The sequence below is a fragment of the Tenacibaculum discolor genome (assembly GCF_003664185.1).
Taxonomy (GTDB): domain Bacteria; phylum Bacteroidota; class Bacteroidia; order Flavobacteriales; family Flavobacteriaceae; genus Polaribacter; species Polaribacter discolor.
In genome coordinates, this window is record NZ_RCCS01000007.1 from 86,321 (window position 1) to 111,510 (window position 25,190).

Genomic DNA, 25,190 nt, shown 5'->3' on the forward strand with positions numbered 1-25,190 from the left:
AAGTAATTTATAAAATTCAAGGTCTACACAGTAAAATGTAGACCTTGTTTTTGTTTGTGATTACTTTTTTAAAGTAAAAAAGTAAACCCAAGCGATAAAAAAGACCTGTAATGGAATTCTAAACCATAGATAAAAAAGTCCTTTTCCATCATAAGTTCCCGTTTGATAATTCAAGTTTTCTAAACTAGCCTTTATGTTGGCAGGTAACATAAGTAGTAAGAATGCGATAAGAATCCAACCTGTAGTTTTTTGGTAGTTGGGGAATAATAAACCTATGGCTATTACAATTTCTAAAACACCAGTTAGTATAGTAACTGTTGATTTTAAAGGAATGAAATCAGGAATCATTTTGCTCATACCTTCAGTAAATAATAAATGCCCCAAAGCTGTAAATAAGAGCATTGCACACAAGGCAATTCTACCAGAAAGGGAGTAGTTTATATTTTTCAATAGTAATTTTTGGATTCCTATTGAAATTAAGAATACAAATAGTAAAACAAATAAAGGTTTCATTGATTATAAAATTTATTCAAAATTGAAGAAACTTTTAAAAGCAATCAATGAACCTGGGTTAATAAATTCGTTTTCTAATTCTGCTCAGTGCTTGTGGAGTTACGCCAATATAAGAAGCTATGTATTTTAGTGGAATTTGTTTGATTAGTTCAGGTCTTTCATGAAAAAGGTTGAGGTACCTTTCTTCTGGAGTGTTATTTAATAAGGACAGCTCTCTTTTTGATTTTAGTAAGAATAAACTTTCTGCATTTTTTCTCCCTATTTCATTACCGATAGCAGTGTTTTTATAAATATCTTCTAAGTTGTCAAAAGATAACCTCCATAAAATAGTAGGAGCTAAAGTTTCAATACTATATTCAGAAGGAGTTTGAGTTAAAAAAGAGTCATAAGCACTAACGAAGCTGTTTTTAAATACAAAACCAAATGTTACATCATTTTCAATTTTAGGAATGAATAATCTCAAAGTGCCTTCTTCAACAAAAGACAGGTAATTTTCTGTGGTTCCTTTAGTTAAGAGTATTTCCTTTTTTTGAAGCTCAACTTTTTTTAGTTTTGAAGTAAAATAGGCTGAATCTTTGTCAGAAATGTTAGCAAAAGATTGTAAAAGAGTTGTTATTTGTTTCATGAGTCAATTTTATAAACTATCAAAATTACTTAAACTCTGTTCTATGGTATTGGCTCCTTTTTGTAAAATTTGAATATAACTAGAAACATTTTCCATTTTAAACCTGCTAGAAGGTCCAGAGGCACTAATACTTGCGATTACTTTTCCTTTGTTGTTGTAGATAGGAATGGCAATACATACCAAACCTAATTCTGATTCTTCTATGTCTAAGGCAAATTTTTGTTGTTGAATTAGTTGTAATTCTTCTTTAAATTTTGAAGTAGAGGTAATGGTGTTTTTGGTAAAAGATTTTAGTGTAACCGAATCTAGAAAGGCTTCTTGTGCGTCTGGTGAAGTAAAAGCTAACAATAACTTACCAATAGCGCTTCCGTTAATAGGAGCATAAGAACCTATAGAGGTACTTATTTTGAGTCCTTGTAAACTATCTGCTTTGTTAATGTGGAATACTTGCTGTTCTTTTAAAATACCTAACAAAACCGTTTCTTGAATTTCTAAGGCAACTTTTTGTATTGGTGTGTTGGTTAAATTTCTAAGTGATTTATAAATAGAAACACGATTTCCTAATTCAAACAACTTACTACCCAATTGATATTTTTCGTTGTCATTTTGTTGTACAACATTTAGTGAAACTAAAGTACTAAGTAACCGGTATACAGTACTTTTGTTATAGCCAGTTTTAGTAGCTAGTTCTCTAACACCCCATTCTTTTTTTTCATCAGTAAAAGCATCTAAAACAGAAAAAGCTTTTATGATAGATTGATTTAAGTTTTTAGAATCAGCATTCATTTAGTGAAAATATTTTGACTAATATAATAAAAATGTGTAGATTTATAAAACACCGTTTTATTATGTGAAACGCTTTTGGTTTTATTTTGAGATTAAAATAAAGTATCTTTAGTGTTTTTGAAATGGTTTTTAGAAATATAAATAAGTATGTATAAACCAACACTTGATTACGCACAGCAGTTAGATAAAGAAGATAAATTAGCTCATTTAAGAGCGCAATTTCATATTCCAAAAGACAAAGATGGAAATGACTGGTTGTATTTTACAGGAAATTCCCTTGGATTACAACCTAAACAAACGCAACAATACATTCAACAAGAATTAGACGATTGGGCAAAATATGGAGTAGAAGGACATTTTGAAGCACGAAACCCATGGATGCCATATCACGAATTTTTAACGAATTCTATGGCAAAAATAGTAGGAGCAAAACCACTAGAGGTTGTTGTGATGAATACCTTAACAACCAATTTGCATTTGCTAATGGTATCGTTTTATCAACCAACTAAAACAAAATATAAAATTGTTATAGAAAGTGATGCTTTTCCTTCGGATAGATATGCAGTACAATCGCAATTAAAATTCCATGGATTTGATACTGAAGATGGTTTGATAGAATGGAAGCCTCGTGAAGGAGAAGAGTTATTACGTATTGAGGATTTAGAAAAAATAGTTGATGAACAAGGAGATGAAATCGCTTTGTTATTGATTGGTGGAGTGAATTACTACACAGGCCAATATTTAGATATCAAGCGAATTGTTGAAATAGGACATGCGAAAAATTGTATGGTTGGAATCGATTTAGCACATGGAGCAGGAAATATATCTCCAGAATTGCACGATAGCGGGGTGGATTTTGCAGCTTGGTGTACCTATAAATATTTGAATTCAGGACCTGGAAGTTTAGCTGGATTGTTCGTACATGAAAAACATGCACACAACAAAGAGTTACCACGTTTTGCCGGATGGTGGAATCATAACAAGGAAACTCGTTTTAATATGCGTCAGCCATTTGATGTTATGCCAGGAGCAGAAGGGTGGCAGTTATCAAATCCGCCAATTTTATCCATGGCAGCAATTAGGGCTTCGTTAGACATGTTTGAAGAAGTAGGAATGGAAGCTTTGAGAGCTAAATCGGAAAAACTAACGGGATATTTTGAATATTTAATCAATCAAATTGATACGGATAGAATTAAAATAATCACGCCTTCAAATCCAAAAGAAAGAGGCTGCCAATTGTCTATTCAAGTAAAGAATGCTGATAAAAGTTTACACAAAAAACTAACCGAGAATAATATTATTACCGATTGGAGAGAACCAGATGTAATTCGTTGTGCACCGGTGCCTATGTATAACAGTTTTGAGGATGTGTATAGAATGGTTGAGAAATTAAAAGAATTATTGTAATGAGTAAAAAAGACAACATAGTAATTATAGGTGCTGGTTTATGCGGAAGTTTATTGGCACTTCGTTTAGCACAAAGAGGATATAAAGTAGCAATGTATGAAAGTCGTCCAGATTTACGAGTTACTGATATTTCAGCAGGACGTTCCATCAACTTAGCATTATCTGATCGCGGTTTTAAAGCTTTGCGTTTATGTGGTGTGGAAGAAAAAGCACGTGAAATTTGTATTCCAATGTATGGGCGCTTAATGCACGATAGAGAAGGAAATACCTTTGCGTCTAATTATTCAGGTAGAGAAGGAGAGTATATCAACTCTATTTCAAGAGGTGATTTAAACGGGATTCTATTAACGGAAGCAGAGAAACACGAAAATGTAACAATACATTTTAATACGGAATGTACTTCCGTAGATATTGAAAATACAGTTGCACATTTTAAAGATTACAATACTAAAGAAGAATTTTCAGTAGATGGAGATGTGATTTTTGGAACTGATGGAGCAGGATCTGCATTGAGAAAAAGCTACTATTTAGAAAGAAAATTCTTGTTCAGCTATTCACAAAACTTTTTGGCACACGGATATAAAGAATTAGAAATTCCTGCCGATAAATTAGGAAACCATAAAATAAGTAAAGATCATTTACATATTTGGCCTCGTGGAGAGTACATGTTAATTGCGTTGCCAAATTTAGATGGGAGTTTTACTGTGACTTTGTTTTTAAGTTATGATGAAGGAGAGTACAATTTCAATAACCTAACTACTGAAGAAAAAATAACCGAGTTCTTTGAAAAAGAATTTTCAGATGCCTTGGATTTGATTCCGAGTATAAAAGATGAGTTTCTTAACAACCCAACAGGAGCTTTAGGAACTGTAAAATGTTCACCATGGCATTATCAAAATAAAACCTTGTTAATGGGTGATGCAGCACATGCAATTGTTCCGTTTTATGGACAAGGAATGAATGCTTCTTTTGAAGATGTAACTGTATTTGATGCAATTTTAGATGCACACGAAGGAGATTGGGAAGTTACTTTTAAAGCATACGAAAAAGCACGTAAAGAAGATACTGATGCCATCGCCGATTTAGCAATTGATAACTTTTATGAAATGCGCGATCATGTAGCAAATCCGCTATTTAAGCAAAAAAGAAAGTTGGAGATGGATTTAGAAAAAACATTCCCAACCGAATATTTTTCAAAATACTCTATGGTAACCTTTAATGAAGAAATACCATATGCAGAAGCGATGAAAAAAGGACGTGCTCAAGATAAAGCCTTATTGAATATGGTAGCACATCATGATTTGGACACAATTACCGATTTAAAAGAGGCATTAAAAAAGGTACAAGAAGAAACTAACGAAATTTTAGAAGAAGATAAAATCGCAGGGTTGTAAGTGAAAAGGTATATCGTCATATTACGCGGAATCAATGTTTCGGGAAAAAATAAACTTCCCATGGCAGAGTTACGAGATATTTTAAATGAATTGGGGTTTCAAAACATACAAACCTATATTCAAAGTGGTAATGTTATCTTAGATTCAGAAGAGGCAAAAGAAACCGTTTGTCAGAAAGTTAAAGAAGCGATTGCTGCAAAGTTTGGATACGATGTGCCTGTGTTAGCTAGAACTCCTGAAGAATGGAAAAAGGCATTAGGCAATTATCCGTTTTCACAAGAAAACGAAAAGATAGTAGCTTTTGCTTTCTTAGATAGAATACCTAACGAAACTGTGATTGAAGTTAATGGAATTAATGAAGATGAATATTTAGTAGCTGATGATGTAGTGTATTTGTACTGTCCGTCTAGTTTCGGAAGAACTAAACTGACAAATAATGTTATTGAGAAGAAATTAAAGGTAACCGCTACCACGCGCAATTTAAAAACAACGATAAAACTATTAGAATTAGCAACTTCTTAAAAGTCATTTCGACCTAAGGGAGAAATCTCGTAGAAAGTGTGTAAGGAAGCAAAAAATATAAAACATGGATAGTAAAGTAATCAAAGGAAAAGCAATACCAAGAGGGAAGTTTCCACATGTAAAACAAGTAGGAGATTTTATTTATGTATCGGGAACTAGTTCTCGTAGACCTGATAATTCTTTTGAAGGCGTTGAGGTAGATGAATTTGGCACCACTAACTTAGATATAAAAAAACAAACCCGAGCGGTGATTGAAAATATCCGTGATATTTTACAAGAAGTAGGAGCAGACTTATCAGATATCATAGATGTAACCTCGTTCTTGGTAAATATGAATGATTTTGGAGGTTATAACCAAGTGTATGCTGAATATTTTGACTATAATGGACCAACCAGAACAACAGTAGCAGTACATCAATTACCACATCCTCATTTATTGATTGAGATTAAAGTGGTGGCGTATAAGCCAAAAGCAAAAGCCTTATGCAGAACATTAAAAACTACATAAACGGAGAATTAGTAGCACCCGTAGCAAATAACTATATAGATAATTATAATCCGTCTATTGGAGAAGTGTATGGACAAATTCCAAATTCTACTAAAGAAGATGTAGCATTAGCGTATAAAGCGGCTAAGACAGCATTTCCAGCTTGGTCGAATACCACATTAAACGAACGTAGAGATATCCTTTCCAGAATAGCCCAGTTAATTCAGCAAAGATTACCTGAATTGGCAGAAGCTGAGGCAAAGGATAATGGAAAGCCATTAAGTTTGGCTACAGCGATTGATATTCCAAGAGCATCGTCAAATTTTCAATATTTTGCAGATGCCATCACACAGTTTTCCTCAGAAGCGCATGAAAGTGTTGGCTTAGGAGCTATGAATTTTACTTTGCGTCAGCCTATTGGTGTAGTGGGATGTATTTCTCCATGGAACTTACCATTGTATTTATTTACTTGGAAAATAGCTCCGGCAATAGCAGCAGGGAATTGTGTCGTAGCTAAACCTAGTGAAGTAACTCCAATGACAGCGTATTTATTAGGTGAAATTTGTAACGAAGCAGGGTTGCCTAAAGGTGTATTGAATATTGTTCACGGATTAGGAACTACTACAGGTCAAGCGATCATTGAGCATCCAGATATCAAAGCAATTTCATTTACAGGAGGAACAGCTACAGGAGCACATATTGCTCGTACAGCTGCACCGATGTTTAAGAAGCTATCCTTAGAGTTAGGAGGCAAAAATCCGAACATCATTTTTGCTGATTGTGATTATGAAAAAATGCTAGAAACTACGGTACGCTCATCATTTGCGAATCAAGGTCAGATTTGTTTGTGTGGAAGTAGAATTCTTGTTGAGGAAAGTATTTATGAACAATTCAAAAAAGACTTTGTTCAAAAAGTATCACAACTAAAAATAGGAAATCCTTTTAATGCAGATACGAACATAGGAGCTTTAGTATCAAAACCACATTTAGAAAAGGTAAAATCATATATAGATATTGCAGAGGAAGAAGGTGGTAAAATCCTTTATGGAGGAAATAAGGTAAATGTAGAAGGTAGTGAAAATGGATACTATTTAGAGCCTACTGTTATAGAGGTTTCCAGTAACAAATGTAGATTAAATCAAGAAGAGATTTTTGGTCCTGTAGTTACTATTATGTCTTTTACAACAGAAGATGAAGCTTTACAGTTAGCAAATGATGTGGTGTATGGATTATCATCAACGTTATGGACTAACAATTTAACCCGAACCATGCGAATGTCTAAAGAATTGCATACAGGAATTGTTTGGGTAAATACATGGTTGTTACGTGATTTAAGAACTCCTTTTGGAGGTCAAAAAGCAAGTGGGGTAGGACGCGAAGGTGGTTTTGAAGCTTTACGTTTTTTTACAGAACCAAAAAACGTATGTATAAAATATGAATAAGGAAATAAAGGAAAAAATAATTGCTGTTTGTGAAGAAAAGATTGCTAAAAAAGGAGAAAATGTAGGGCTTTCGTTTTATGCATTTTTCAAAAATAAAAATGATAACCCGAAAGTACTGATGGAAATGGCAACTTGGTGGATTCAAACACATCAGTTGGACCATTTTGAGAAAGCAGTTAAGATTAAACAAATGATTCAGAATAACGAATAAGATGAATTTAGAGATACAACATAAAAATGCCTTGGTATGTGGTAGTACACAAGGAATAGGAAAAGCAGCAGCAATACAATTAGCTCAAGAAGGAGTAAATGTAACTTTAGTAGCTCGTAGCGAAGAAAAGCTAAAAGCTGTGTTGGCGGAATTACCAAACAATAATCAAAATCACGGGTATTTGGTAGCAGATTTTACCAATCCGGCAGGTTTAAAAGAAAAGTTAGAAGCAACGAATTTACAGTTCCATATTTTGGTAAACAATACAGGAGGTCCAGCTGGAGGTCCAGTATTCAATGCGAAATTAGAAGAGTTTGAACGAGCTTTTACGATGCATTTAAAGTGTAACCATGTATTGGTTCAAGCGGTAGTTCCTTTTATGAAGTCAGAAGGTTATGGTAGAGTTATCAATGTAATTTCTACATCGGTAAAACAACCACTAGACGGGTTAGGAGTTTCTAATACTATTCGTGGTGCTGTAGCTAATTGGAGTAAAACTTTAGCGAATGAATTAGGTCAATTCGGAATCACGGTGAATAATGTATTACCAGGAGCTACAGCTACAGAACGTTTGACAGAAATTATCAATAATAAAGCGGCCAAAACTGGTAAATCGACAGAAGAAGTTGCTGAAATGATGAAAAATGCATCGCCAGCAAAACGTTTTGCAAAACCTGAAGAGGTAGCTAATGCAATTGTATTTCTAGCTAGTGAAAGAGCAAGTTTTATCAACGGAATTAATGTTCCTGTAGATGGAGGTAGAACAAAATCTTTATAAAAGAATCAAGAATAAAGACTTTTAGAAACAAGACTATTTAAGTATCTTTAAAACAATCTTAATTTTTGTGTGTAAAAGTCTATAAATCTAAATAAAATGAGCAAGTTAGTACAACCTTTAAATTTCAAAAAGTGGATTGATGAAAACCGTCATTTACTAAAACCACCAGTAGGAAATAAACAAGTTTGGGATAACGGAGAGTATATCGTAATGGTTGTTGGAGGTCCTAATAATCGTAAAGATTATCACTATAATGAAACACCAGAATTTTTCTATCAACTAGAAGGAGATATGGTGCTGAAAATTATTGATGATAAAGGTGAAATGATTGATGTTGAAATTAATGAAGGAGATATTTATTTGTTACCTGGTAAAGTGCCTCATTCACCACAACGTAAGGCAAATACAGTAGGTTTGGTAATTGAATATCCGCGTGATGAGGGAATGATGGATGCTTTAGAATGGTATTGCGAAAACTGTGGGCATCAATTATATCGTGAAGAATTTGCTTTAGATAATATTGAAACTGATATGCCAATAATTTTTGACAAATATTATTCTGATAAAGAAAAATGTACTTGTGAAAAATGCAGTACAGTAATGGAAGCGCCTAATAAAATCAAGTAATTTATTATTTCTACGAAGCTAGGAATCCTGCAATAATCAAGAATTAAAAATTAAAATGATTCCCATCTAAAAAAGGGGAATGATACATAAGATGACAAAACGCAAACTACGAATAAACGGACATTCACATTTGTTGCCTTATCCAGAACAAATTCCGCAGTTTATGAAAGACAAAGGAATTTTTTGGGTAGATAAGGATAGGAAATTCATGCTACAAAAAGATTGGAGTCGACCTGTAACAGATTCTAGTTTCTTTTTAGACGAGAAGTTAGAATGGATGGAGCATTTTAAAATCGACCATGCAGTTGTTTTAAATCTATCTCAATTATATGGAAACGGACTTCGTTTGGAAGAAATGAAACAGGCCTTACGTTTTCAAAACGATTTTAACGCACGTGTGCAGCATGAAAATCCGTCGAAATTTACAACAGGTTTTGTGGTACATCCTGGGTTTGTTCGAGGTGCTTTATGGGAAATAGAACGTTGTGTTGAGGTATTAGGAATGCGTTTGTTATGTTTACCTACACACTACATGGATACCATTGGTACCTGGCGTTGTATTTTTGATGAGGAAAACGAACCAATTTTTGAATTAGCAGATAAATACAATTTAGCAGTTGAAATTCATCCATATGATGGAGAGAAATTTATTAAACTACAAAACACAAGTTGGCGTTTTCATTTGATTTGGATGTTAGCACAATGTGCCGATGCTTATCACTTCTTAACGTTGAATGGCTACTACGAGAAATATCCTAATATGCGTGTGTGTTTTGCTCACGGAGGTCAATTAGCTCAAATGAATTTAGGACGTCGTATACAAGGATTTGATGGAAGACCTGATTTGTTTGAAGGAAAAAAGCATCCTCGTAAAGCAGTAGGTCATAAGAATATTTTCTTTGATACATTAGTGCACGATACTGGTTCTTTAGATTTATTAATTAAAAATCAAGGATCAAAGCAAGTGTTAATTGGGTTGGATGATCCTTATCCGTTAGGAGAAATGGAGAGTGAAATCCAGTCATCATATCCAGGGAAAATTTTAGATTTAGCTATTGAAAGAAACATTATTAATGAGCAAGAAAAAGATGAAATATGGGAAGATAATGTACTACAATGGTTATTTGGAGATGATAAAAAAGCAAAAAAAGATTTAGTATCTAAAATCTTACAATAAATGGCTGAAGTAACACGGTTTCATAACTTATTACATACATGTATTTCTTTTATTGGAGCTGTGTTATTACTAGCAATCTACTATAATATTAGAAAGCGATTTAAAGAAGTTCTAGAAGAAGGAAATTCAATAAAAAGAGTAGATAAAGGCTTGTTGTATTTCAGTTTTGGAATGCTAGTTTGGGTAACTTCTGGTATTTGGGCACTACTAGCGAATTATTTCACTTTTGAAAAAACAACAACTCATCAAGTAGGGGTGAATATTCTATCAACTGTAAATAACTTATTCTGGTTGATGGCATTGTATTATGTACACGATGCTCCTAAGTTTATTTATAGGAATGAAAAGAATGTAAAAATTATAGCACTAATAATTGTTGTTGTAGCTTCTATAACGTTATTATTCTCTTCTTTATATGGAAATGAATTTTATTATGGAGTAAAAATAGCAGCGCTTCCTGATGTTTTATTAACGACTTTCTTGTGTTTTTTAATGGGAGTTTCTTTTTATAGAACTTTCATGTATAGGGATTTAAAGTTGGTCGCTTTTATATCGGTTATAGCAATTGTATTGTTATTTGTTTCTCAATTATCAGATGTTTTAATTGGCTTTGATAATGAGTTTACAAACCAATTAATTAGAGTTATATCCAAAACATCATTAGTATCAGTGTTTTTGGTATTAGCGACAAGTTGGGTAATACAACTAGCGCATACGCCAAAACCTAATGAAATGAAAATTCAGTTTTTAGATTGGTCGCTGATAAAATTAACCATTCCGTCTAAAGGAATTGTTAATGCTAAAATAGATTTTGGATCTAAAACAACACAATATAAGAACCTGTTAACATTTGCTTTCAGGAGAAAATATTTAGAAGCAGACAAACAAGCGATTATAGTAAATTCAGGAGGTGACATTAAAAGTCAAACATACGTTACTAGAATCATAGATAATATAAATTCAATTCTGAATCTGGAAGAAGAAAAATTAGAACGCAAAGATCTAATCACATTTATAGGTGAGAGTAAGTATCGTTTGCGAATTCTTCCAGAACATATAGTTATTGACGAAGCTTTGTTGGAGGAGTATAAACAACAATTATAAACTATTTAGTTTACCTAATAGCTTTATAAGTTTTCCTTTAGTTTTAGCATATTCGTACTGATTTTTAATTTCTTTCAATTTACTTTCAATTAATTTTACCTCTCTGTAATTAATTAAGAAAATAGAACTTTCTCCTAAAGAAAACTTACGTTCTTCACTTTTTACAATTGTATTGTAGTCGTTTACAAGATTTTTTAAAATATCATTCTGTTTTTTATATGATGTAATTTCTTGCTCAGTAGCTGTTATTTTGTTTTTTAATGAAACTTTAGTTGATGCAATTTCAAAGTCAATATCTTGTAGCTTTAATTTAGCAAGTTTTAAGTCCCCTCTTGATTTACGTAAAAAAAGAGGAATACTAACTTGAAGAGAATTTTTGTAATTCGTAGTACTAAAAGCATCAAAATTGTTAACTTTTGAAGCAAGTAAATTATATTGAAAATCTACTTTAGGTAATAAATTATTTACTTTAAGTTGTTTGTTTATTTCTAGGTTTCTTTTCTTTAACTCCAGTAACTTTAATTTAGGGTGGTTTTCAAACTCATTATCAAATAAAGTAGTTATAGAAGTGTTTAAAATAATATCAATATTAGAAAAAGTAGCAATATCTGGAACTATTTCTTCTTTTATTTCCATAGGAATATTGTTTCCTATCCATAAATAATTAGAGAGTTCTAGCTTAGATTTAATATATTTAATTTTAGCTTTTTCTAAGTCTAAACTTCTGTTTTTTAAATTTATATTGGCTTCTAAAGTATCAATAGCAGGTTTATCACCAGCTCTAAAGCTTTTCTTTACGTTTTTTAACCTAATATCTGCATTAGTATAATAATCTTTATAAACATTATAGTTTTGATAACATTGCAACCAGTTTAAGTACGTGTTTATGGCTTCAAATAAAATATCGTTAACTAGTAATTGTTGCTTTAACTCGCCTTGTTGAGCGTATAGTTTAGCCTGTTTCAAAGTAGCCATTCTTTTATTAATAAATAAATTTTTAGCTAAGGGAACTGATATACCAACGTTATATAGACCGTTTTCCGGAGTGTTATGTTCTGGGTTTAGATACTGACCAGAATTGTTTTCATAACTACCTTTTAACTCTATTCCATACCAAGTTGGTATTTTAAAGGTTGAATTTAGTTTTTTGTAGTAATCTTTTCCTTTAAACTCCTTTCTGTCATAATCTACTTCTATTTTAGGATCAAAAGCACCTCTGGCTTTTAATAATTTAGCCTCATTAGTACTTGTAATTAGTTCAGCTTGTTTTATAATAGGATGATATTTCTTTACGTAACCTAAATATTCCTCTAAACTAAGTTGAGTATTTATATTGTTTTGAGCTGTTGCTACAAAACTTATTAATAAAAAAAGGATGCTTAACCTTTTCATCTATTTGTTTTTTTTGTTTTATTAATAGCTTTTAGTCTTCCTTTTTTGATTTTTTATCACTCTTGTTATTTTCAGGTTGATAGAAGTTAGGAGGGAAGCTGTTAATCTGTCTCCATAACTCAAACCATATAGGTACGTTTTCCAATAAGGCAATGGTTTTTGCACCAGAACCTACTCTAATAGCTTTTGGCCATGGTTCTTGTTTGTTGTTAGGAACAATTAAAACACGATACTTTCCGTTGCTACTAATAAAATTTTCGATAGCTACAATCTTAGCACTGTAAGTTCCGTACGATACATTAGGCCAACCACTAAATACCATAGCAGGCCAACCATCAAATTGAACACGTACTTCCTCACCAATATGAATCAAAGGTAAATCAATAGGTTGTATATACATTTCAACAGCTAAATCGTAGTCAGCAGGCATAATATTTACTAATTGCTCACCTTCTTTAAAAGTTTCACCAATACCAGATTTAATAGCTTTATTAATGTATCCATTTTGTGGAGCTGTAATGAATAGTAAAGAGCTTCTCTTACTATAATTAGCTAAGCTAGTTTCTAGTTTAGAAACTTGAACTTCTGCGTCATAAGCACCAGACTGTGCGCTGTATAAACTACTTTCTGTTTTAGAAAGTTTATCAGCATAAGAAGCTTGAGTACTACTAATAGCTAATTGTGCATTGATAATATTATTTTTTGAAGTAAAGAATTTATTTTCTTGAGAAATCAATTTAGCTGATAGCTCTTGAAGTTTCGCTCTTTTTTCTTCAACATCTTTTACGGCTTTTAAACCTTCTTTTTCTAAGGTAGTTGTTCTATCAAACTGAGTCTGGGCTATTTTTTGTTTTATTTTAATAGCTTCAAAATCAATACTATCACTTTTCGCTTTTAAATAAGCTTGTTTTAGTTTATTTTTTGCTTGCTCTAGTTTAAGCTTACGCTCTCTTTTAATTGCTATAATCTGATTTTGTAAAGCACTAATTTTATTGTTGTAGGCTTTGGCAGATAGAGTTTTAGAGTTTAGCTGTTTACCAGTTCTTTCGGCAAGTTTAGTATCAAAATACCCACTTTTTACTTCTGAAATTCTTAAAATGGTATCTCCTTTTTTTACAAAATCACCCTCTTGTACAAACCATTCTTCTATACGTCCAGGTATTTGAGATTGTAATGTTTGTGGACGTTGATTTGGTTTTAATGTAGTCACGCGTCCTTCACTAGAAACATTTTGAGTCCAAGGTAAAAACAAGATGATAACTAAGATTACAGAAAATACTAGTAAAAACCTTTTAAATAACTTGTGGTACTCTTTTGTAAAAATGTCTTTTCCAGATTTGAACTTTGTTATATCTATTTGATCTGAAACTGTATTTTTTGATATGTTTAACATGATTACCTAGGATTTAAAGTTAGTTATACTACCTTTTTCAAGGGTAATTTGTTTGTTACATTTCTCTTTCCAATGCTCATTACGACTTACAATAATTAAACTCCATGGTTGAGAAACATCAGTAATGAAATCAATTATCTTTTTAGCTTCATCCTTTTCAAATAAATCAAGAGGGTCTTCTAAAATGAGAAGTTTTGGTCTTTTAATGATTGCTCTTGAAAGAATAATTTTTTTAGCTACCGTATAAGCAATAAGCTTTCCCTCAGGTTTTAAGTAGGTATCTAAACCTTTAGGTTGTTGTTTTAGAAATTCTGTTAGCCCTGTAATTTTAAAAATGCTGTATATTTCCTCGTCAGAGATAGATGAATCTCCAAAGGTTATATTTTCTCTAATAGTTCCTTCAAAAGGAGTTTCTTCAGAAAGAGATAATCCTAAGTTAGCCCTGTAGTTATTAGTAAAAATACCTTTTAGAGATAAATCGTTCACAAAAACATCTCCAGATGTTGGTTCAATCAAACCAGAGATTAGTTGTATTAAACTCGACTTTCCTGAGTTACTGCTTCCTTGAATTAAAATCCTGTCATTAGCATTTATTTCAAATGAAACGTTGTTAATTACTGGTTTTGGTCTGTTGTTAACAACATATGAAACATCCTGAAGTTCAATTTTAAAAGGCTTATCTCTGTTAACACTACTACCTTCTTGTGGTTCTATTGGTTTATCAATAACTTCTCCTAGTTTTTCTATAGATGTTAATACATCGTAAAAAGATTCAAGCCCTAGAATTAATTTTTCTACAGAATTCATAATTAAAATTATAATAATCTCTGCAGCTACAAATTGACCAATATTCATTTGTTGTGTAAGCACTAAAAAACCTCCTATAAGTAATAGGCCTGCGGTAATAATTACTTTAAAACTAATCATTTGAATATACTGCATAACGAGTACTTTAAAGTGACTCTCTCTTGATTTTAAGTAATCATCTACCAGGATATCACTTTTTTCAAGGGCTAATTTTGTTTTTCCAGATAATTTAAAACTTATGATAGTTCTTGCAATTTCTTGTAGCCAATGGGCTACTTTATACTTGTTTTTTGACTCCTTTAAGCTCGTTTCTAATCCTTTTTTTGCTGTATACTTAAAAACAACGTAGATTAATAGTAAAACTAACAATCCGAAAATGATAAAAAACGGATGGTAAAACGAAAGAAGTAATAAGGCAAATACTATTTGTAATAGGGCAGAAGGAGCGTCTATTAATATTTTTGAAATACCTTTTTGAATAGTTAATGTATCAAAAAAACGATTTGCAAGCTCAGGCGGATAATAATTTCTAAGCTCAATCATTTTAATCTTAGGGAAACGATAACTAAGCTCTATTGATGCTCTAGTAAAAATTCGTTGCTGAATAGTTTCAATAATTCTAAACTGCATTAATTTTAAGATTCCACTAAAAGCAACACCAGCAGTTACTAGTATAACCAATACAATCCAAGAAGCAGAAACCTGTGCTGCTTGTAGTAAGTTTATAATAGCTTGCACCCCTAAAGGTAAGGATAAGGCAACAATACCTTCAAAAATAGCGTAATATGCTATTTGTAAGGTGTCTTTTTTTTCTAGGTTTACTAATCCCAAAAACCGTTGCCAAGGAGTTAGTTTATTTTTCTCTTTCATTAGAAAGTGCATTTAAAGTTAGTTCAATAAAAAAAGACGTAGTAGTTATGTTTTCATTACAATTAGTGAGTGATTTAAAGTGTAATCTTACAAATTGCTGATGTAAAATACCTTCAATAATTGTACTTGCTAGCGTTAAAGGATGCTTATAAGAACTGTTGTAATTACTAATTATTTCAGCAAAACGTTTTACCACTTCCTTGTACAATTTAAAAAAACCTTCTTTATTTTCGGTATCAACTTCTTTTGTAGAGTATGATTTTGAGTTTTCGTTAATTATAATTAAGCTGAGTAAAGCCTCATTAATATGTGAGAAATTATTGTCTTGTTCAGCTTCTTTTGCTAGGATCTCAATAGCTTTAATTAATTTTTCTTTTGGATTACTTATACTATAAGTTTCTATTACTAATAAATATTGAATCCAACCCCAATACCAAGAAGTTAAGTAAACTAATAGTTTGTGTTTGCTTTCAAAGTAACGATATATAGAGCTTTCGTTAGAGCCTATTACTTTGCCAAGTTTCTTAAAATTGAAACTTTCAAAACCAATTTCTTCAATTAGTATAATACTATTTTCTATAATTCTTTTACCTAAATCAGAGGTTTCAGGGTCTTTGATATAAATCCCTGAGGGTATTTCTATTTTTAAATTTGAAAGTAAATTTTTCATAATTGAAAATTAGTTTTGCAAATATAATAGTAAAACTATCAATAAAGCATTTAAAAGTATTAAATACATGTTAATTTTTTGTTTTTTATAAGAGTTACAAAAACTCACAAAAGCTTATTTTTTGCTACAATTAACTACAGGTTTTCTGATTTTATATGTTGAAAAATATATTCGTAAAAACTTAAAAATTATTAAACATATGAGTTCAAGAACTGATGTTTTAGGACATCCAAGAGGATTACTGTATTTATTTTTTGCTGAATTATGGGAGCGTTTTTCTTTCTATGGAATGCGAGCATTATTGGTGTTATACATGTCCAAACATTTATTATTTTCTGATGAAATGTCATTCGGGGTGTACGCTGCATATATGTCGTTAGTATATGTAACTCCAATGATTGGAGGAATGCTAGCTGATAAAATTTTAGGGTTTAGAAAAGCAATTGTTTTAGGAGGAGTATTAATGGCACTTGGGCATTTCTTTTTAACTTTTGAACATCCAGTATTTTTTTATGGATCATTATCCTTAATTATTGTTGGAAACGGTTTTTTTAAACCAAATATATCTTCATTTGTAGGTAAACTGTATACTGAAGGAGATAGTAGGAGAGATGCTGGATTTACTATTTTTTATATGGGGATAAATATAGGAGGAGCAGTTGCTCCACTATTATGTGCATGGTTGGCAGAATTATATGGTTGGCATTACGGATTTGTTTTGGCAGGAATTGGCATGCTGTTAGGATTGGTTGTTTTTAAAGGAGGTCTTAAAAGAAACGTTTTTGAAAATAAAGGTTTAGTACCAAATCAAGAATTGTTTGAAGAAAAACAATTTGGAATAAAAAAAGGAGATTTAGTAACAATTGGCGCAATTTTGTCTGTACCTGTATTTGCATTGATAGTTTATTATCATGAATTTGAACATTACTTGGTTTGGATTGTTTCGTTATTTCTAATATTGTTTTTGGTAAAGATTTTACGAACTGTAACTTCAAAAGAGCGTAAAAAGCTCTCTGTAGCTATATTTTTTACTGTCTTATATACTTTGTTTGCAGCAATTTTTGAACAAGCAGGTAGTTCATTGACTTTGTTTGCTGATAGAAATGTAAACCTAATAGGATTAAACGCGGCTCAAACCAATAGTATCAATTCAACTTTTATAATTCTAATGGCAATCCCTTTCTCTATGCTTTGGGGGTATTTACATAGAATACATAGAAACCCAAATTCTGTTGTGAAATTTGGATTAGGCTTGTTGTTTTTGGGGGTAGGATTTATAACTTTTGGATTGTCAGGTTATCAGGTGGATGATTTAGCAAAAACCCCAATGGTGTATTTAATTTTAGGATACTTTATACTAACCACTGGAGAGTTGTTTTTATCTCCTATAGGATTGTCTAAAATGACAGAGTTATCACCCGTAAAATATATTGCTTTTATAATGGGTGTATGGTTTTCGGCTAATTTTTATGGACATTTTTTTGCGGGAAAAATAGCTAAATTAACTACAGTTGTTAATGGTAGTTTAGGAGTGTTTTCGAAAGGTTTTTTTGGAGAGGTTACTGAATTACTTACAGGTTTGTCATCAAAAACTGTTATGGAACAATCAGAAGTTTTTCATCAGTTATATTCGTATGTTTCAGTGTATGCTAATTTGGGGGTAGTTTCCACATTAATAGGCTTATTGGTAATTGTTTTTTATAGGCCAGTAAAAAAATGGATGTTTGAAGTGCATTAAAATAAAAAAGCCTCAGAATAATTTCTGAGGCTTTTAAAAATATGTGTTAAACTGTTTTTATTTAAAAACAGATGTAATGTTTAAAGCTACTTCATCCCAAGTTTTTGAAACACCATCAGCACCTTTATGTAAATCTTTACAAGCAGTATTTAAAGAATCTAAAGCGTTTTCAGCTTGCCAATCAGTAATTTTCATAGTTGTATTTAAGCTAAACTCTTTTCCGTTTAAAGTATATTTAAAAGGAAGTTTTTTAGTTACACCATTCATAGTTAAGTTAGCATAACCAATAGAGTCATTTTCTAAAACTAATTTACCAGAAAGTAACTCAGTGTTGTCCATTACTCCGAAGAAAAACTTTTTAATTTTAAAGTCTCTACTTGTGTCTTTTGTAAAAATACTACTTACAGGAATAGAAAACTCAGCATTATTAATTGCATCTTTAGCTGTGTCAGCTTCACCACCAGCAGTAATATTTACTTTCTGAAACTGTCCATTTACAGGTACTTTTTCAGTAGTTTTATAAGCTGTCCAGTTTATTAAGTTGTCAGCATCTTGTAAAACAAATGCAGCCTTCTTTTCTACTTTAACTTCTTCCTTTGTAGTTTCTGTTTCTTTTTTTGCTTCTGATTTACAAGATATCATTTGAAAAGCTGTAAAACAGATAACTAAAGAATAAACGATTTTTTTCATGAGATTTATTTTATGATTGAATTTACTAATTTAATATATTCTTTTTTTGCTTCTCGTTCGCTCATACCTCTAAGCTGCATCCAAGCATTAAATTTAAAGGCATTTCTTAAGTCACTATTGTCATTAAATGTAAACCTATCTCCTTTAACGGCTTGTTTATAGTAAGCATATAAACGCAACATAACATCAGGAGGAAGTTTTTCCTCTAATCCAGATGCTTTTTGATAAGCTTCTTTAAACTTCAAATCTAAATTATCTTCCATGGGGTGGATAGTTATTTATGTAGATAGTTTACATTATATAATGTACATACAAATATACGAAGGGTGCAAGGAAAAACAAGCTATCTAGCCTATCTAATAAGCCTCCATGCCCTGGCATAATAGTACCACTATCTTTTACATTAGCTTGTCTTTTAAACTTAGACTCTACCAAATCTCCCAAAGAGCCAAAAATAGCTACAATAATAGCGATGATAATCCAGTTAAAAATTGAAAAAATCCCTGAGTATTGACCTATGATAAAGCCAGCAATTATTGAAAATAATAAACCACCAATAAAACCTTCAATAGTTTTTTTAGGAGATACTTTTTCAAATAGTTTTCGCTTTCCGAAGTTTTTACCTACCAAAAAGGCAAAGCTATCATTAGTCCAAATAATAAAAATTATATAAATAATTATATTGGGGTGATAGGCATTTTCAATAAAAGGAAGGTTCATTAAAAAGTAAAAAGGTAGTATTAAATATATAACTTGTAAAAATAACTTTTGAACCAAAGTGTTTACTTTAATTGGTTTTGAGCTTATAAGTAAATATAGTAAGCTAATAGAACCAGCCAAGGTAATACCTAATAAATAGTTGTTATATTTAAAAGAAGTGTTTTGAAATGATATATAAATAATACAAGCTAAAAGAATGTAAGGTGTTATATTTTTTATTTGTATAATTTTAGAAAGTTCCCAGACACAAACAGTAGCAAATAAAGCAAGCAGTCCTATATATGTATCTGCTGAAAAAAGAATGGCAGAAATAAATAGAATAGCATAGATAAGTGCAGAAAGACTTCTTACAAAAAAGTTAGACATATTTTAAAGGTCTTCAAAGAGCAGCAAATATAAATCTTTTGTGTTATTATTACCATAACTCAAAAAATTATCATCTTCAACTTCAAACGTATAATTCTTAATAGAACTGATATTGGTTGGTATGTTGCCGCTAAAATGTGTTTTAATACCTGTTAATCCTTCTCCTGTGTTTTTTACTAACTGACTCGTAGTAGCATAAACAATAAAATGTTTTGAGAGAGACGCTAGTTTGTGACTGCCTAATTGATTAGAGGAAAATAAAATTTCTCCTTTATCGGCAATTAAATGTTCACAAGAGGTAAAAAAAGGTACAGATTCTGAGGAATGGTTTTGTACAGAAATATCAATTTTCTCGGTAATCTTTAATAAATCAAAATCGGTGCAAGTAATTTTGCGCCAATTGTTTTCTTGTAAGATGTTTTTTAAATTTTTACTTACCTCGTTTATTGATGTACAGTATAAAAACTTTCCTCCTTTATTAATAAAATGATGAACAAAAGAATCATCTAAAGACAAATAAACTTCTTGTTCGTTGGCTTTTTTTTCTTTAGATGATTCTTGATATGTTTTAAATAATTTTTTAAAAAAATTCATTAAATAAAAACTATTCTTCTGTTGTAATTTGAGGCTTTTCTTCCTTACCAAAAGGTCTGTCTCCAAAGATTTTTATTAAATCATCTTTAAAGATTACTTCTCTTTCCAGTAATAAATCAGCAAGTTCTGTTAACTTATCTCTGTTTTTGTCAAGTATTTCAATAGCTCTTTTGTATTGAGTCTCTATTATTTCAGAAATTTCTTCATCAATCTTTTTAGCAGTGGCATCACTATAAGGTTTTACAAAGGCATCATTACCTGATGAATCATAATAAGTAATGTTACCTACTTTGTCGTTTAAACCATAAACGGTAACCATAGCACGAGCTTGTTTAGTAACTTTTTCTAAATCACTTAACGCTCCAGTTGAGATTTTATTGAAGATTAATTTTTCAGCAGCTCTACCTCCCATGGTAGCACACATTTCATCTAACATTTGTTCTGTTTGAACAATTTTTCTTTCTTCAGGAAGATACCAAGCAGCACCTAATGATTGACCACGAGGAACAATTGTTACTTTAACCAAAGGAGCAGCATGCTCTAACATCCAACTAACAGTTGCGTGACCTGCTTCATGAAAAGCAATTACTTTCTTTTCTTTAGGAGTAATCACTTTATTTTTCTTTTCTAATCCGCCTACAATTCTATCAACAGCATCTAAGAAATCTTGATGTTCAATAGCATCTTTACCTTTTCTAGCGGCAATTAAAGCAGCCTCATTACATAAATTAGCTATATCTGCACCAGAGAACCCAGGCGTTTGTTGTGCTAAAAATTCTAAATCAGCATTCGCAGCTAATTTTAAAGGCTTGATATGAACTTCAAAAATTTCTCTACGCTCGTGTAAATCTGGTAAGTCAACATAAATTTGACGATCAAAACGACCAGCACGCATTAATGCCTTATCTAATACATCTGCACGGTTGGTTGCAGCTAACACAATAACATTGGTATCAGTACCAAAACCGTCCATTTCTGTTAGTAATTGGTTTAATGTATTTTCACGCTCATCATTACCACCTGTCATACTGTTTTTACCTCTGGCACGTCCAATAGCATCAATTTCATCAATAAAAATAATTGAAGGTGATTTTTGTTGTGCTTGTTTAAACAAATCTCGTACACGTGAAGCACCAACACCTACAAACATTTCAACAAAATCTGAACCAGATAAAGAGAAGAAAGGAACACCAGCTTCACCAGCAACTGCTTTTGCTAATAAAGTTTTACCTGTACCAGGAGGGCCTACTAATAAAGCTCCTTTAGGTATTTTACCACCTAATTTGGTGTATTTTTCTGGACTTTTTAAGAAATCAACAATTTCTTGAACTTCTTCTTTAGCTCCTTCTAATCCAGCTACATTCTTAAAGGTCGTTTTAACCTTAGTATTTTCATCAAAAAGCTTAGCTTTAGATTTACCGATATTAAAAATTTGGCCTCCAGCACCACCACCTCCAGCAGCTCCAGACATTCTTCTCATAAAGAAAAGCCAAATAACAATTAATAAAATGAAAGGAAGGAAGCTAATGATGGTATCCATCATACTAGTTCTTTCTACATTTACTTTATCAAAATCAAGGTTCTTTTCTTCTTTTTCTTTGTTGATTTCGTTTTCAAAGTTTTGTAAATCACCAAAGTTATATGTATAAAGAGGAGATCCTTTTCTGTAAAAAGGAGAATCTGCTATTTTTTTATGTTCTTCTTTTTTTAAAGCTTCAGGCTTTAAAAATATTTGAGCAACATTATTGTTTTCTACAACGATTTCTTTGATGTCGTTTGCTTGAAGAATTTTAGTGAACTCGTTTTTTGTAATATTACGAGAACCTAAGTTTCCAGAGTTAAAGAAGCTTAACCCTAGTAAGATAACTATTATTGGTATGTATAGCCAAAATGAGCTGAAACTAAATTTTGGCGCGTTTTTTTTATTATCACTCATAAAAAGGTGTATAAAATGTTAGCAATTATGCTGGGTTGATTTCTGTAATTTTAGCATCACCCCAAAGGCTTTCAATGTCGTAAAATTCACGAACTTGTTTTTGAAAGATGTGTACAACAACGTTTACGTAATCCATAAGAACCCATTCAGAGTTTCCTTGCCCTTCAATATGCCAAGGTTTATCTTTTAGTTCTTTACTTACTATTTTTTGTACAGAGCCTGAAATGGCGTTAACTTGTGTGTTCGAGTTAGCAGAACAAACTACAAAATAATCACAAACAGTGTTTTCTATCTCTCTTAAATCTAGTAATTGGATATCTTCTCCTTTTACATCATCAATCCCTTTAATAATCACAGCTAAAAGATCGTCTGTGTTTGTTTGTTTTATTGTCATTAAAAAAAATTAAGTTTTAGCAAAGTTATTATTTTTTTGCGAGTAATTTATGTAATATTGATACTTGTTTTACACGCTAAATCTACATGAAAATAATCAAACTTAATGCCATCGACTCTACCAACACCTTTTTGAAGAATATGGTGTCAAAAGTGGTAGCTGATGATTTTACAGTTGTAGTTGCTAAAACCCAAACTAAAGGGAGGGGGCAAATGAATTCTGAATGGGTTGTTGAAGAAGGAAAAAACCTCACTTTTAGTGTGTTTTCTAGGTTTACAGACTTAGATGTTGAAAAACATAAGTATTTAAACTTTAGTGTTTCGTTAAGTGTTTTTGAAGTTTTAAAAGAGTTAGGTTTACCTAATTTGGCGATAAAATGGCCTAACGACATTCTGTCAGGAAATAAAAAGCTGGGAGGCATACTAATTGAAAATACATTAAAAGGTAGTAAAATAGTGTCGTCAGTAATAGGAATTGGAATAAATGTAAATCAAGACTCATTTTCTAAAAACTTACCAAATGCTTCTTCTGTAAAAAATATTTTAGGTAAAGAATTTGACTTGGATATATTGTTAGAAAATATTTTAAAGAAGCTGAAAGATTACTTTACGTTTTTAGAAAAAAAAGAATATGATTTATTAGAAGAAGCTTACTTAAAGTTTTTGTATAAAAAAAATGTTCCAACAATGTTTAAAAACAGTCAGAACATTTTATTTATGGGTAAAATTATTGGAGTTTCAAAAAATGGAAATCTCCAAATTGAATTAGAAAACGAAGCAATTCAAGAGTTTGGCTTGAAAGAGGTTTCGTTCGCTACTTTATAGTTTTTCTAAATTTTCAGTTAGAGTTCCAATAAACTTGGTTAAAGGTGCTTTAACCATCATTGCCATCATTGCATTAAACTCACCATTAAATTTTAAAGTAACTTGGCTTTCATTATCACTAATTTCATTAATGTCAGCAGCTAATGTAAAAGGTAACTTACTACTTGCAGCACCTAAAGTAACATTAGAGTACTCAGTTTTTTCTTTCATAATTAAACGAATTTCTGGCATACCTTTTAAGCCAAAAATAAAGCTGTCTCCGTCAACTTCAAATTTTTGAGTGTTTTCAGGCATTAGCTGTTCAAAGTTTTCTAATTTGTTTAGAAATTCAAATAAATCTTTAGATGATTTTTTTACAGTAACTGTATTTCCTTCTATATTCATTATCGTGCTGTTATTTATCGTTTTGATTCCATTCACTAGGGGCAATTCTCCAATCTTCTAAAGTTCGAAGTTCTTCGCTAGTAATATATTTACTATCTAAAGCTTGCTCTAATAAATGTTCATAATTACTTAAAGTAGTAAGTTCTACTTCATCATTTTTAAAATTTTCTGTGGCAATATTAAATCCGTAAGAAAAAATAGCAATCATTCCTTTTACATTGGCATGTGCTTCTTTTAATGCTTTTACGGCATTTAAACTACTTTTACCTGTACTAATTAAATCCTCAATTACTACAACATTTTGTCCACTTTCTATATGACCTTCAATTTGGTTTTGTCTACCATGTTTTTTAGGTTCAGGTCTAACATAAACAAAAGGTACTCCTAACTCTTGAGCAACTAATATACCAATTGCAATAGCGCCAGTAGCAACACCTGCAATAACATCAGGTTTACCATGTTTTTCTTCTACTAGTTTAGCTATTTCTTGTTTTAAGAAGTTTCTAACAGGTGGGTACGATAATGTAATTCTGTTATCACAATAAATTGGTGACTTCCAGCCAGAAGCCCATGTAAAAGGTTCTTGGGGACTTAATTTTATAGCCTTAATTTGCAAAAGAAGCTCGGCAGTTTTTTTTGCTGTATCTTTGTTAAAATCCATAGCGCAAATGTATAAAGTTTTTGTTAATGATAAACCAATAATCTTTACAACTTCTCTTAAAAATGAAGAAGATTATCCAGTTTATATCTACAAAAATACAATTATTGAAGAACTTATTTACAAGTTAAAAGTGGGTAAGTTAAACGGTGTTTATATCTATTCTAGTAATTTAGTAGAAGATTGGTTAGACTTTAAAGTTAAGTTTAAAGTAATTACAGCTGCAGGAGGATTAGTTTTAAATGAAAACAAAAAAGTACTATTTATTTATAGAGGAAATAAATGGGATTTACCAAAAGGACGTGTTGAAGAAGGTGAAAATTTAGAGCAAGCAGCTATAAGGGAAGTTGAAGAAGAATGTGGTATTGAAAAACTTATAATTAATCGAAAACTACTAGTTACCTACCATTTATTTATGCATCAAAATAAATATCGATTAAAACAAACCCATTGGTATTTAATGTTTTCAAGTTATGAAGGAAGTTTAACACCTCAATTAGAAGAAGGCATAACTAAAGCCCAGTTTAAAGACGAAGAAGAAACATATAAGGCACTTCAGAATACATTTGCTAATATAATAATGGTATACGAATCTTATCTAAATAATGCCGATTAATGACACTCTGTCATAAAAAATGACTTGTTTCATACTTTTTCCTGTCAAAATACAAGCAAAAAACC

The 25,190-nt window shown here is 31.4% G+C and carries 28 protein-coding genes; 13 read left to right on the plus strand and 15 right to left on the minus strand.

Annotation, left to right across the window (positions count from 1 at the left end; all coding sequences use genetic code 11):
- Nucleotides 1–60 precede the first annotated feature (60 nt).
- From C8N27_RS08800 to C8N27_RS08810, 3 genes are read right to left on the minus strand one after another with little or no spacing between them, the layout of a single operon-like run.
- Nucleotides 61–513, minus strand: coding sequence for a DoxX family protein (locus C8N27_RS08800; protein WP_121147067.1), 453 nt, complete (start codon nt 511–513; stop codon nt 61–63).
- 58 nt (nt 514–571) lie between these two features.
- A complete protein-coding gene (locus C8N27_RS08805) occupies nt 572–1,138 on the minus strand; it encodes a Crp/Fnr family transcriptional regulator (protein WP_121147068.1) in 567 nt (188 codons plus the stop codon).
- Between the two features lie 9 nt (nt 1,139–1,147).
- Nucleotides 1,148–1,924 (minus strand): IclR family transcriptional regulator, encoded by a 777-nt coding sequence (locus C8N27_RS08810; RefSeq protein WP_121147069.1) that lies wholly within the window; start codon nt 1,922–1,924, stop codon nt 1,148–1,150.
- 147 nt (nt 1,925–2,071) lie between these two features.
- Here C8N27_RS08810 and kynU point away from each other — a divergent pair, with 147 nt between their 5' ends.
- The 10 genes from kynU to C8N27_RS08860 all read left to right on the plus strand — a co-directional run bounded on the left by kynU (nt 2,072) and on the right by C8N27_RS08860 (nt 11,073).
- Nucleotides 2,072–3,331, plus strand: a complete 1,260-nt coding sequence (gene kynU / locus C8N27_RS08815) for a kynureninase (protein WP_121147070.1) — start codon at nt 2,072–2,074, stop codon at nt 3,329–3,331.
- The gene (locus C8N27_RS08820; protein ID WP_121147071.1) at nt 3,331–4,725 is read left to right on the plus strand and encodes an FAD-dependent oxidoreductase; all 1,395 of its coding nucleotides are present in this window, start codon (nt 3,331–3,333) and stop codon (nt 4,723–4,725) included. Before kynU ends, C8N27_RS08820 begins: the two co-directional genes overlap by 1 nt.
- Complete coding sequence (locus C8N27_RS08825) at nt 4,726–5,247, plus strand: DUF1697 domain-containing protein (protein WP_121147072.1); 522 nt, start codon at nt 4,726–4,728, stop codon at nt 5,245–5,247.
- Between the two features lie 64 nt (nt 5,248–5,311).
- Nucleotides 5,312–5,755 (plus strand): RidA family protein, encoded by a 444-nt coding sequence (locus C8N27_RS08830; protein WP_121147073.1) that lies wholly within the window; start codon nt 5,312–5,314, stop codon nt 5,753–5,755.
- The gene (locus C8N27_RS08835; protein ID WP_121147074.1) at nt 5,731–7,176 is read left to right on the plus strand and encodes an aldehyde dehydrogenase; all 1,446 of its coding nucleotides are present in this window, start codon (nt 5,731–5,733) and stop codon (nt 7,174–7,176) included. The genes C8N27_RS08830 and C8N27_RS08835 overlap by 25 nt, the downstream gene beginning before the upstream one ends.
- Nucleotides 7,169–7,387: a DUF6500 family protein gene (locus C8N27_RS08840; RefSeq protein ID WP_121147075.1), complete on the plus strand. Its 219-nt coding sequence runs from the start codon at nt 7,169–7,171 to the stop codon at nt 7,385–7,387. The genes C8N27_RS08835 and C8N27_RS08840 overlap by 8 nt, the downstream gene beginning before the upstream one ends.
- A gap of 1 nt (nt 7,388) precedes the next feature.
- A complete protein-coding gene (locus tag C8N27_RS08845) occupies nt 7,389–8,165 on the plus strand; it encodes an SDR family oxidoreductase (protein WP_028893066.1) in 777 nt (258 codons plus the stop codon).
- A gap of 96 nt (nt 8,166–8,261) precedes the next feature.
- Nucleotides 8,262–8,792 carry a 3-hydroxyanthranilate 3,4-dioxygenase gene (locus C8N27_RS08850; RefSeq protein ID WP_120187373.1) on the plus strand — a complete coding sequence of 177 codons (531 nt, stop codon included), beginning with the start codon at nt 8,262–8,264 and terminating at the stop codon, nt 8,790–8,792.
- Nucleotides 8,793–8,883: 91 nt separating this feature from the next.
- Nucleotides 8,884–9,969, plus strand: a complete 1,086-nt coding sequence (locus tag C8N27_RS08855; RefSeq protein ID WP_099216314.1) for an amidohydrolase family protein — start codon at nt 8,884–8,886, stop codon at nt 9,967–9,969.
- On the plus strand, nt 9,970–11,073 hold the full coding sequence (locus C8N27_RS08860; protein WP_121147076.1) for a hypothetical protein: 1,104 nt from the start codon (nt 9,970–9,972) through the stop codon (nt 11,071–11,073).
- Here C8N27_RS08860 and C8N27_RS08865 read toward each other — a convergent pair.
- Genes C8N27_RS08865 through C8N27_RS08880 form a run of 4 tightly spaced genes read right to left on the minus strand, consistent with a single transcriptional unit; the run spans nt 11,068 to nt 16,205 of the window.
- Entirely contained in the window at nt 11,068–12,465 is a 1,398-nt protein-coding gene (locus C8N27_RS08865; RefSeq protein WP_208639310.1) for a TolC family protein, read from the minus strand. The genes C8N27_RS08860 and C8N27_RS08865 overlap by 6 nt on opposite strands.
- Before the next feature lie 31 nt (nt 12,466–12,496).
- Nucleotides 12,497–13,858, minus strand: a complete 1,362-nt coding sequence (locus tag C8N27_RS08870) for an HlyD family secretion protein (protein WP_121147077.1) — start codon at nt 13,856–13,858, stop codon at nt 12,497–12,499.
- 6 nt (nt 13,859–13,864) lie between these two features.
- Nucleotides 13,865–15,535, minus strand: a complete 1,671-nt coding sequence (locus C8N27_RS08875; protein ID WP_121147078.1) for a peptidase domain-containing ABC transporter — start codon at nt 15,533–15,535, stop codon at nt 13,865–13,867.
- On the minus strand, nt 15,519–16,205 hold the full coding sequence (locus tag C8N27_RS08880; RefSeq protein ID WP_099216318.1) for a TetR/AcrR family transcriptional regulator: 687 nt from the start codon (nt 16,203–16,205) through the stop codon (nt 15,519–15,521). Before C8N27_RS08880 ends, C8N27_RS08875 begins: the two co-directional genes overlap by 17 nt.
- Nucleotides 16,206–16,404: 199 nt before the next feature.
- On the opposite strand from C8N27_RS08880, the gene C8N27_RS08885 reads away from it, so the two are divergent.
- Entirely contained in the window at nt 16,405–17,943 is a 1,539-nt protein-coding gene (locus tag C8N27_RS08885) for a peptide MFS transporter (RefSeq protein WP_121147322.1), read from the plus strand.
- Nucleotides 17,944–18,000: 57 nt separating this feature from the next.
- On the opposite strand, the gene C8N27_RS08890 is transcribed toward C8N27_RS08885, so the two are convergent.
- The 6 genes from C8N27_RS08890 to rsfS are packed head-to-tail and all read right to left on the minus strand — an operon-like array spanning nt 18,001 to nt 22,643.
- The gene (locus C8N27_RS08890) at nt 18,001–18,633 is read right to left on the minus strand and encodes a YceI family protein (RefSeq protein ID WP_099216319.1); all 633 of its coding nucleotides are present in this window, start codon (nt 18,631–18,633) and stop codon (nt 18,001–18,003) included.
- A gap of 5 nt (nt 18,634–18,638) precedes the next feature.
- Nucleotides 18,639–18,896, minus strand: coding sequence for an acyl-CoA-binding protein (locus C8N27_RS08895; RefSeq protein WP_099216320.1), 258 nt, complete (start codon nt 18,894–18,896; stop codon nt 18,639–18,641).
- Nucleotides 18,897–18,924: 28 nt separating this feature from the next.
- Nucleotides 18,925–19,719 (minus strand): phosphatidate cytidylyltransferase, encoded by a 795-nt coding sequence (locus C8N27_RS08900; RefSeq protein WP_121147079.1) that lies wholly within the window; start codon nt 19,717–19,719, stop codon nt 18,925–18,927.
- Nucleotides 19,720–19,722: 3 nt separating this feature from the next.
- Nucleotides 19,723–20,313: a hypothetical protein gene (locus C8N27_RS08905; protein WP_099216322.1), complete on the minus strand. Its 591-nt coding sequence runs from the start codon at nt 20,311–20,313 to the stop codon at nt 19,723–19,725.
- Nucleotides 20,314–20,323: 10 nt separating this feature from the next.
- Nucleotides 20,324–22,249 carry an ATP-dependent zinc metalloprotease FtsH gene (gene ftsH / locus C8N27_RS08910; protein ID WP_099216323.1) on the minus strand — a complete coding sequence of 642 codons (1,926 nt, stop codon included), beginning with the start codon at nt 22,247–22,249 and terminating at the stop codon, nt 20,324–20,326.
- A 25-nt stretch (nt 22,250–22,274) separates the two neighbouring features.
- A complete protein-coding gene (gene rsfS, locus C8N27_RS08915) occupies nt 22,275–22,643 on the minus strand; it encodes a ribosome silencing factor (RefSeq protein ID WP_047789323.1) in 369 nt (122 codons plus the stop codon).
- 86 nt (nt 22,644–22,729) lie between these two features.
- On the opposite strand from rsfS, the gene C8N27_RS08920 reads away from it, so the two are divergent.
- Nucleotides 22,730–23,467, plus strand: a complete 738-nt coding sequence (locus tag C8N27_RS08920) for a biotin--[acetyl-CoA-carboxylase] ligase (RefSeq protein WP_121147080.1) — start codon at nt 22,730–22,732, stop codon at nt 23,465–23,467.
- On the opposite strand, the gene C8N27_RS08925 is transcribed toward C8N27_RS08920, so the two are convergent.
- On the minus strand, nt 23,462–23,851 hold the full coding sequence (locus tag C8N27_RS08925) for an SRPBCC family protein (RefSeq protein WP_121147081.1): 390 nt from the start codon (nt 23,849–23,851) through the stop codon (nt 23,462–23,464). The two genes, C8N27_RS08920 and C8N27_RS08925, sit on opposite strands and share 6 nt — an antisense overlap.
- A gap of 10 nt (nt 23,852–23,861) precedes the next feature.
- Entirely contained in the window at nt 23,862–24,512 is a 651-nt protein-coding gene (gene pyrE / locus C8N27_RS08930) for an orotate phosphoribosyltransferase (protein ID WP_099216326.1), read from the minus strand.
- A 7-nt stretch (nt 24,513–24,519) separates the two neighbouring features.
- On the opposite strand from pyrE, the gene C8N27_RS08935 reads away from it, so the two are divergent.
- Nucleotides 24,520–25,125, plus strand: coding sequence for an NUDIX hydrolase (locus C8N27_RS08935; protein WP_121147323.1), 606 nt, complete (start codon nt 24,520–24,522; stop codon nt 25,123–25,125).
- Nucleotides 25,126–25,190 lie beyond the last annotated feature (65 nt).

Bases quoted from the DNA above. Each gene is read 5' to 3' on its own strand.
- C8N27_RS08800 (WP_121147067.1), bottom strand. From the start codon at position 513: ATGAAACCTTTATTTGTTTTACTATTTGTATTCTTAATTTCAATAGGA.
- C8N27_RS08805 (WP_121147068.1), bottom strand. From the start codon at position 1,138: ATGAAACAAATAACAACTCTTTTACAATCTTTTGCTAACATTTCTGAC.
- C8N27_RS08810 (WP_121147069.1), bottom strand. From the start codon at position 1,924: ATGAATGCTGATTCTAAAAACTTAAATCAATCTATCATAAAAGCTTTT.
- kynU (WP_121147070.1), top strand. From the start codon at position 2,072: ATGTATAAACCAACACTTGATTACGCACAGCAGTTAGATAAAGAAGAT.
- C8N27_RS08820 (WP_121147071.1), top strand. From the start codon at position 3,331: ATGAGTAAAAAAGACAACATAGTAATTATAGGTGCTGGTTTATGCGGA.
- C8N27_RS08830 (WP_121147073.1), top strand. From the start codon at position 5,312: ATGGATAGTAAAGTAATCAAAGGAAAAGCAATACCAAGAGGGAAGTTT.
- C8N27_RS08835 (WP_121147074.1), top strand. From the start codon at position 5,731: ATGCAGAACATTAAAAACTACATAAACGGAGAATTAGTAGCACCCGTA.
- C8N27_RS08840 (WP_121147075.1), top strand. From the start codon at position 7,169: ATGAATAAGGAAATAAAGGAAAAAATAATTGCTGTTTGTGAAGAAAAG.
- C8N27_RS08845 (WP_028893066.1), top strand. From the start codon at position 7,389: ATGAATTTAGAGATACAACATAAAAATGCCTTGGTATGTGGTAGTACA.
- C8N27_RS08850 (WP_120187373.1), top strand. From the start codon at position 8,262: ATGAGCAAGTTAGTACAACCTTTAAATTTCAAAAAGTGGATTGATGAA.
- C8N27_RS08855 (WP_099216314.1), top strand. From the start codon at position 8,884: ATGACAAAACGCAAACTACGAATAAACGGACATTCACATTTGTTGCCT.
- C8N27_RS08860 (WP_121147076.1), top strand. From the start codon at position 9,970: ATGGCTGAAGTAACACGGTTTCATAACTTATTACATACATGTATTTCT.
- C8N27_RS08865 (WP_208639310.1), bottom strand. From the start codon at position 12,465: ATGAAAAGGTTAAGCATCCTTTTTTTATTAATAAGTTTTGTAGCAACA.
- C8N27_RS08870 (WP_121147077.1), bottom strand. From the start codon at position 13,858: ATGTTAAACATATCAAAAAATACAGTTTCAGATCAAATAGATATAACA.
- C8N27_RS08875 (WP_121147078.1), bottom strand. From the start codon at position 15,535: ATGAAAGAGAAAAATAAACTAACTCCTTGGCAACGGTTTTTGGGATTA.
- C8N27_RS08880 (WP_099216318.1), bottom strand. From the start codon at position 16,205: ATGAAAAATTTACTTTCAAATTTAAAAATAGAAATACCCTCAGGGATT.
- C8N27_RS08885 (WP_121147322.1), top strand. From the start codon at position 16,405: ATGAGTTCAAGAACTGATGTTTTAGGACATCCAAGAGGATTACTGTAT.
- C8N27_RS08890 (WP_099216319.1), bottom strand. From the start codon at position 18,633: ATGAAAAAAATCGTTTATTCTTTAGTTATCTGTTTTACAGCTTTTCAA.
- C8N27_RS08895 (WP_099216320.1), bottom strand. From the start codon at position 18,896: ATGGAAGATAATTTAGATTTGAAGTTTAAAGAAGCTTATCAAAAAGCA.
- C8N27_RS08900 (WP_121147079.1), bottom strand. From the start codon at position 19,719: ATGTCTAACTTTTTTGTAAGAAGTCTTTCTGCACTTATCTATGCTATT.
- C8N27_RS08905 (WP_099216322.1), bottom strand. From the start codon at position 20,313: ATGAATTTTTTTAAAAAATTATTTAAAACATATCAAGAATCATCTAAA.
- ftsH (WP_099216323.1), bottom strand. From the start codon at position 22,249: ATGAGTGATAATAAAAAAAACGCGCCAAAATTTAGTTTCAGCTCATTT.
- rsfS (WP_047789323.1), bottom strand. From the start codon at position 22,643: ATGACAATAAAACAAACAAACACAGACGATCTTTTAGCTGTGATTATT.
- C8N27_RS08920 (WP_121147080.1), top strand. From the start codon at position 22,730: ATGAAAATAATCAAACTTAATGCCATCGACTCTACCAACACCTTTTTG.
- C8N27_RS08925 (WP_121147081.1), bottom strand. From the start codon at position 23,851: ATGAATATAGAAGGAAATACAGTTACTGTAAAAAAATCATCTAAAGAT.
- pyrE (WP_099216326.1), bottom strand. From the start codon at position 24,512: ATGGATTTTAACAAAGATACAGCAAAAAAAACTGCCGAGCTTCTTTTG.
- C8N27_RS08935 (WP_121147323.1), top strand. From the start codon at position 24,520: ATGTATAAAGTTTTTGTTAATGATAAACCAATAATCTTTACAACTTCT.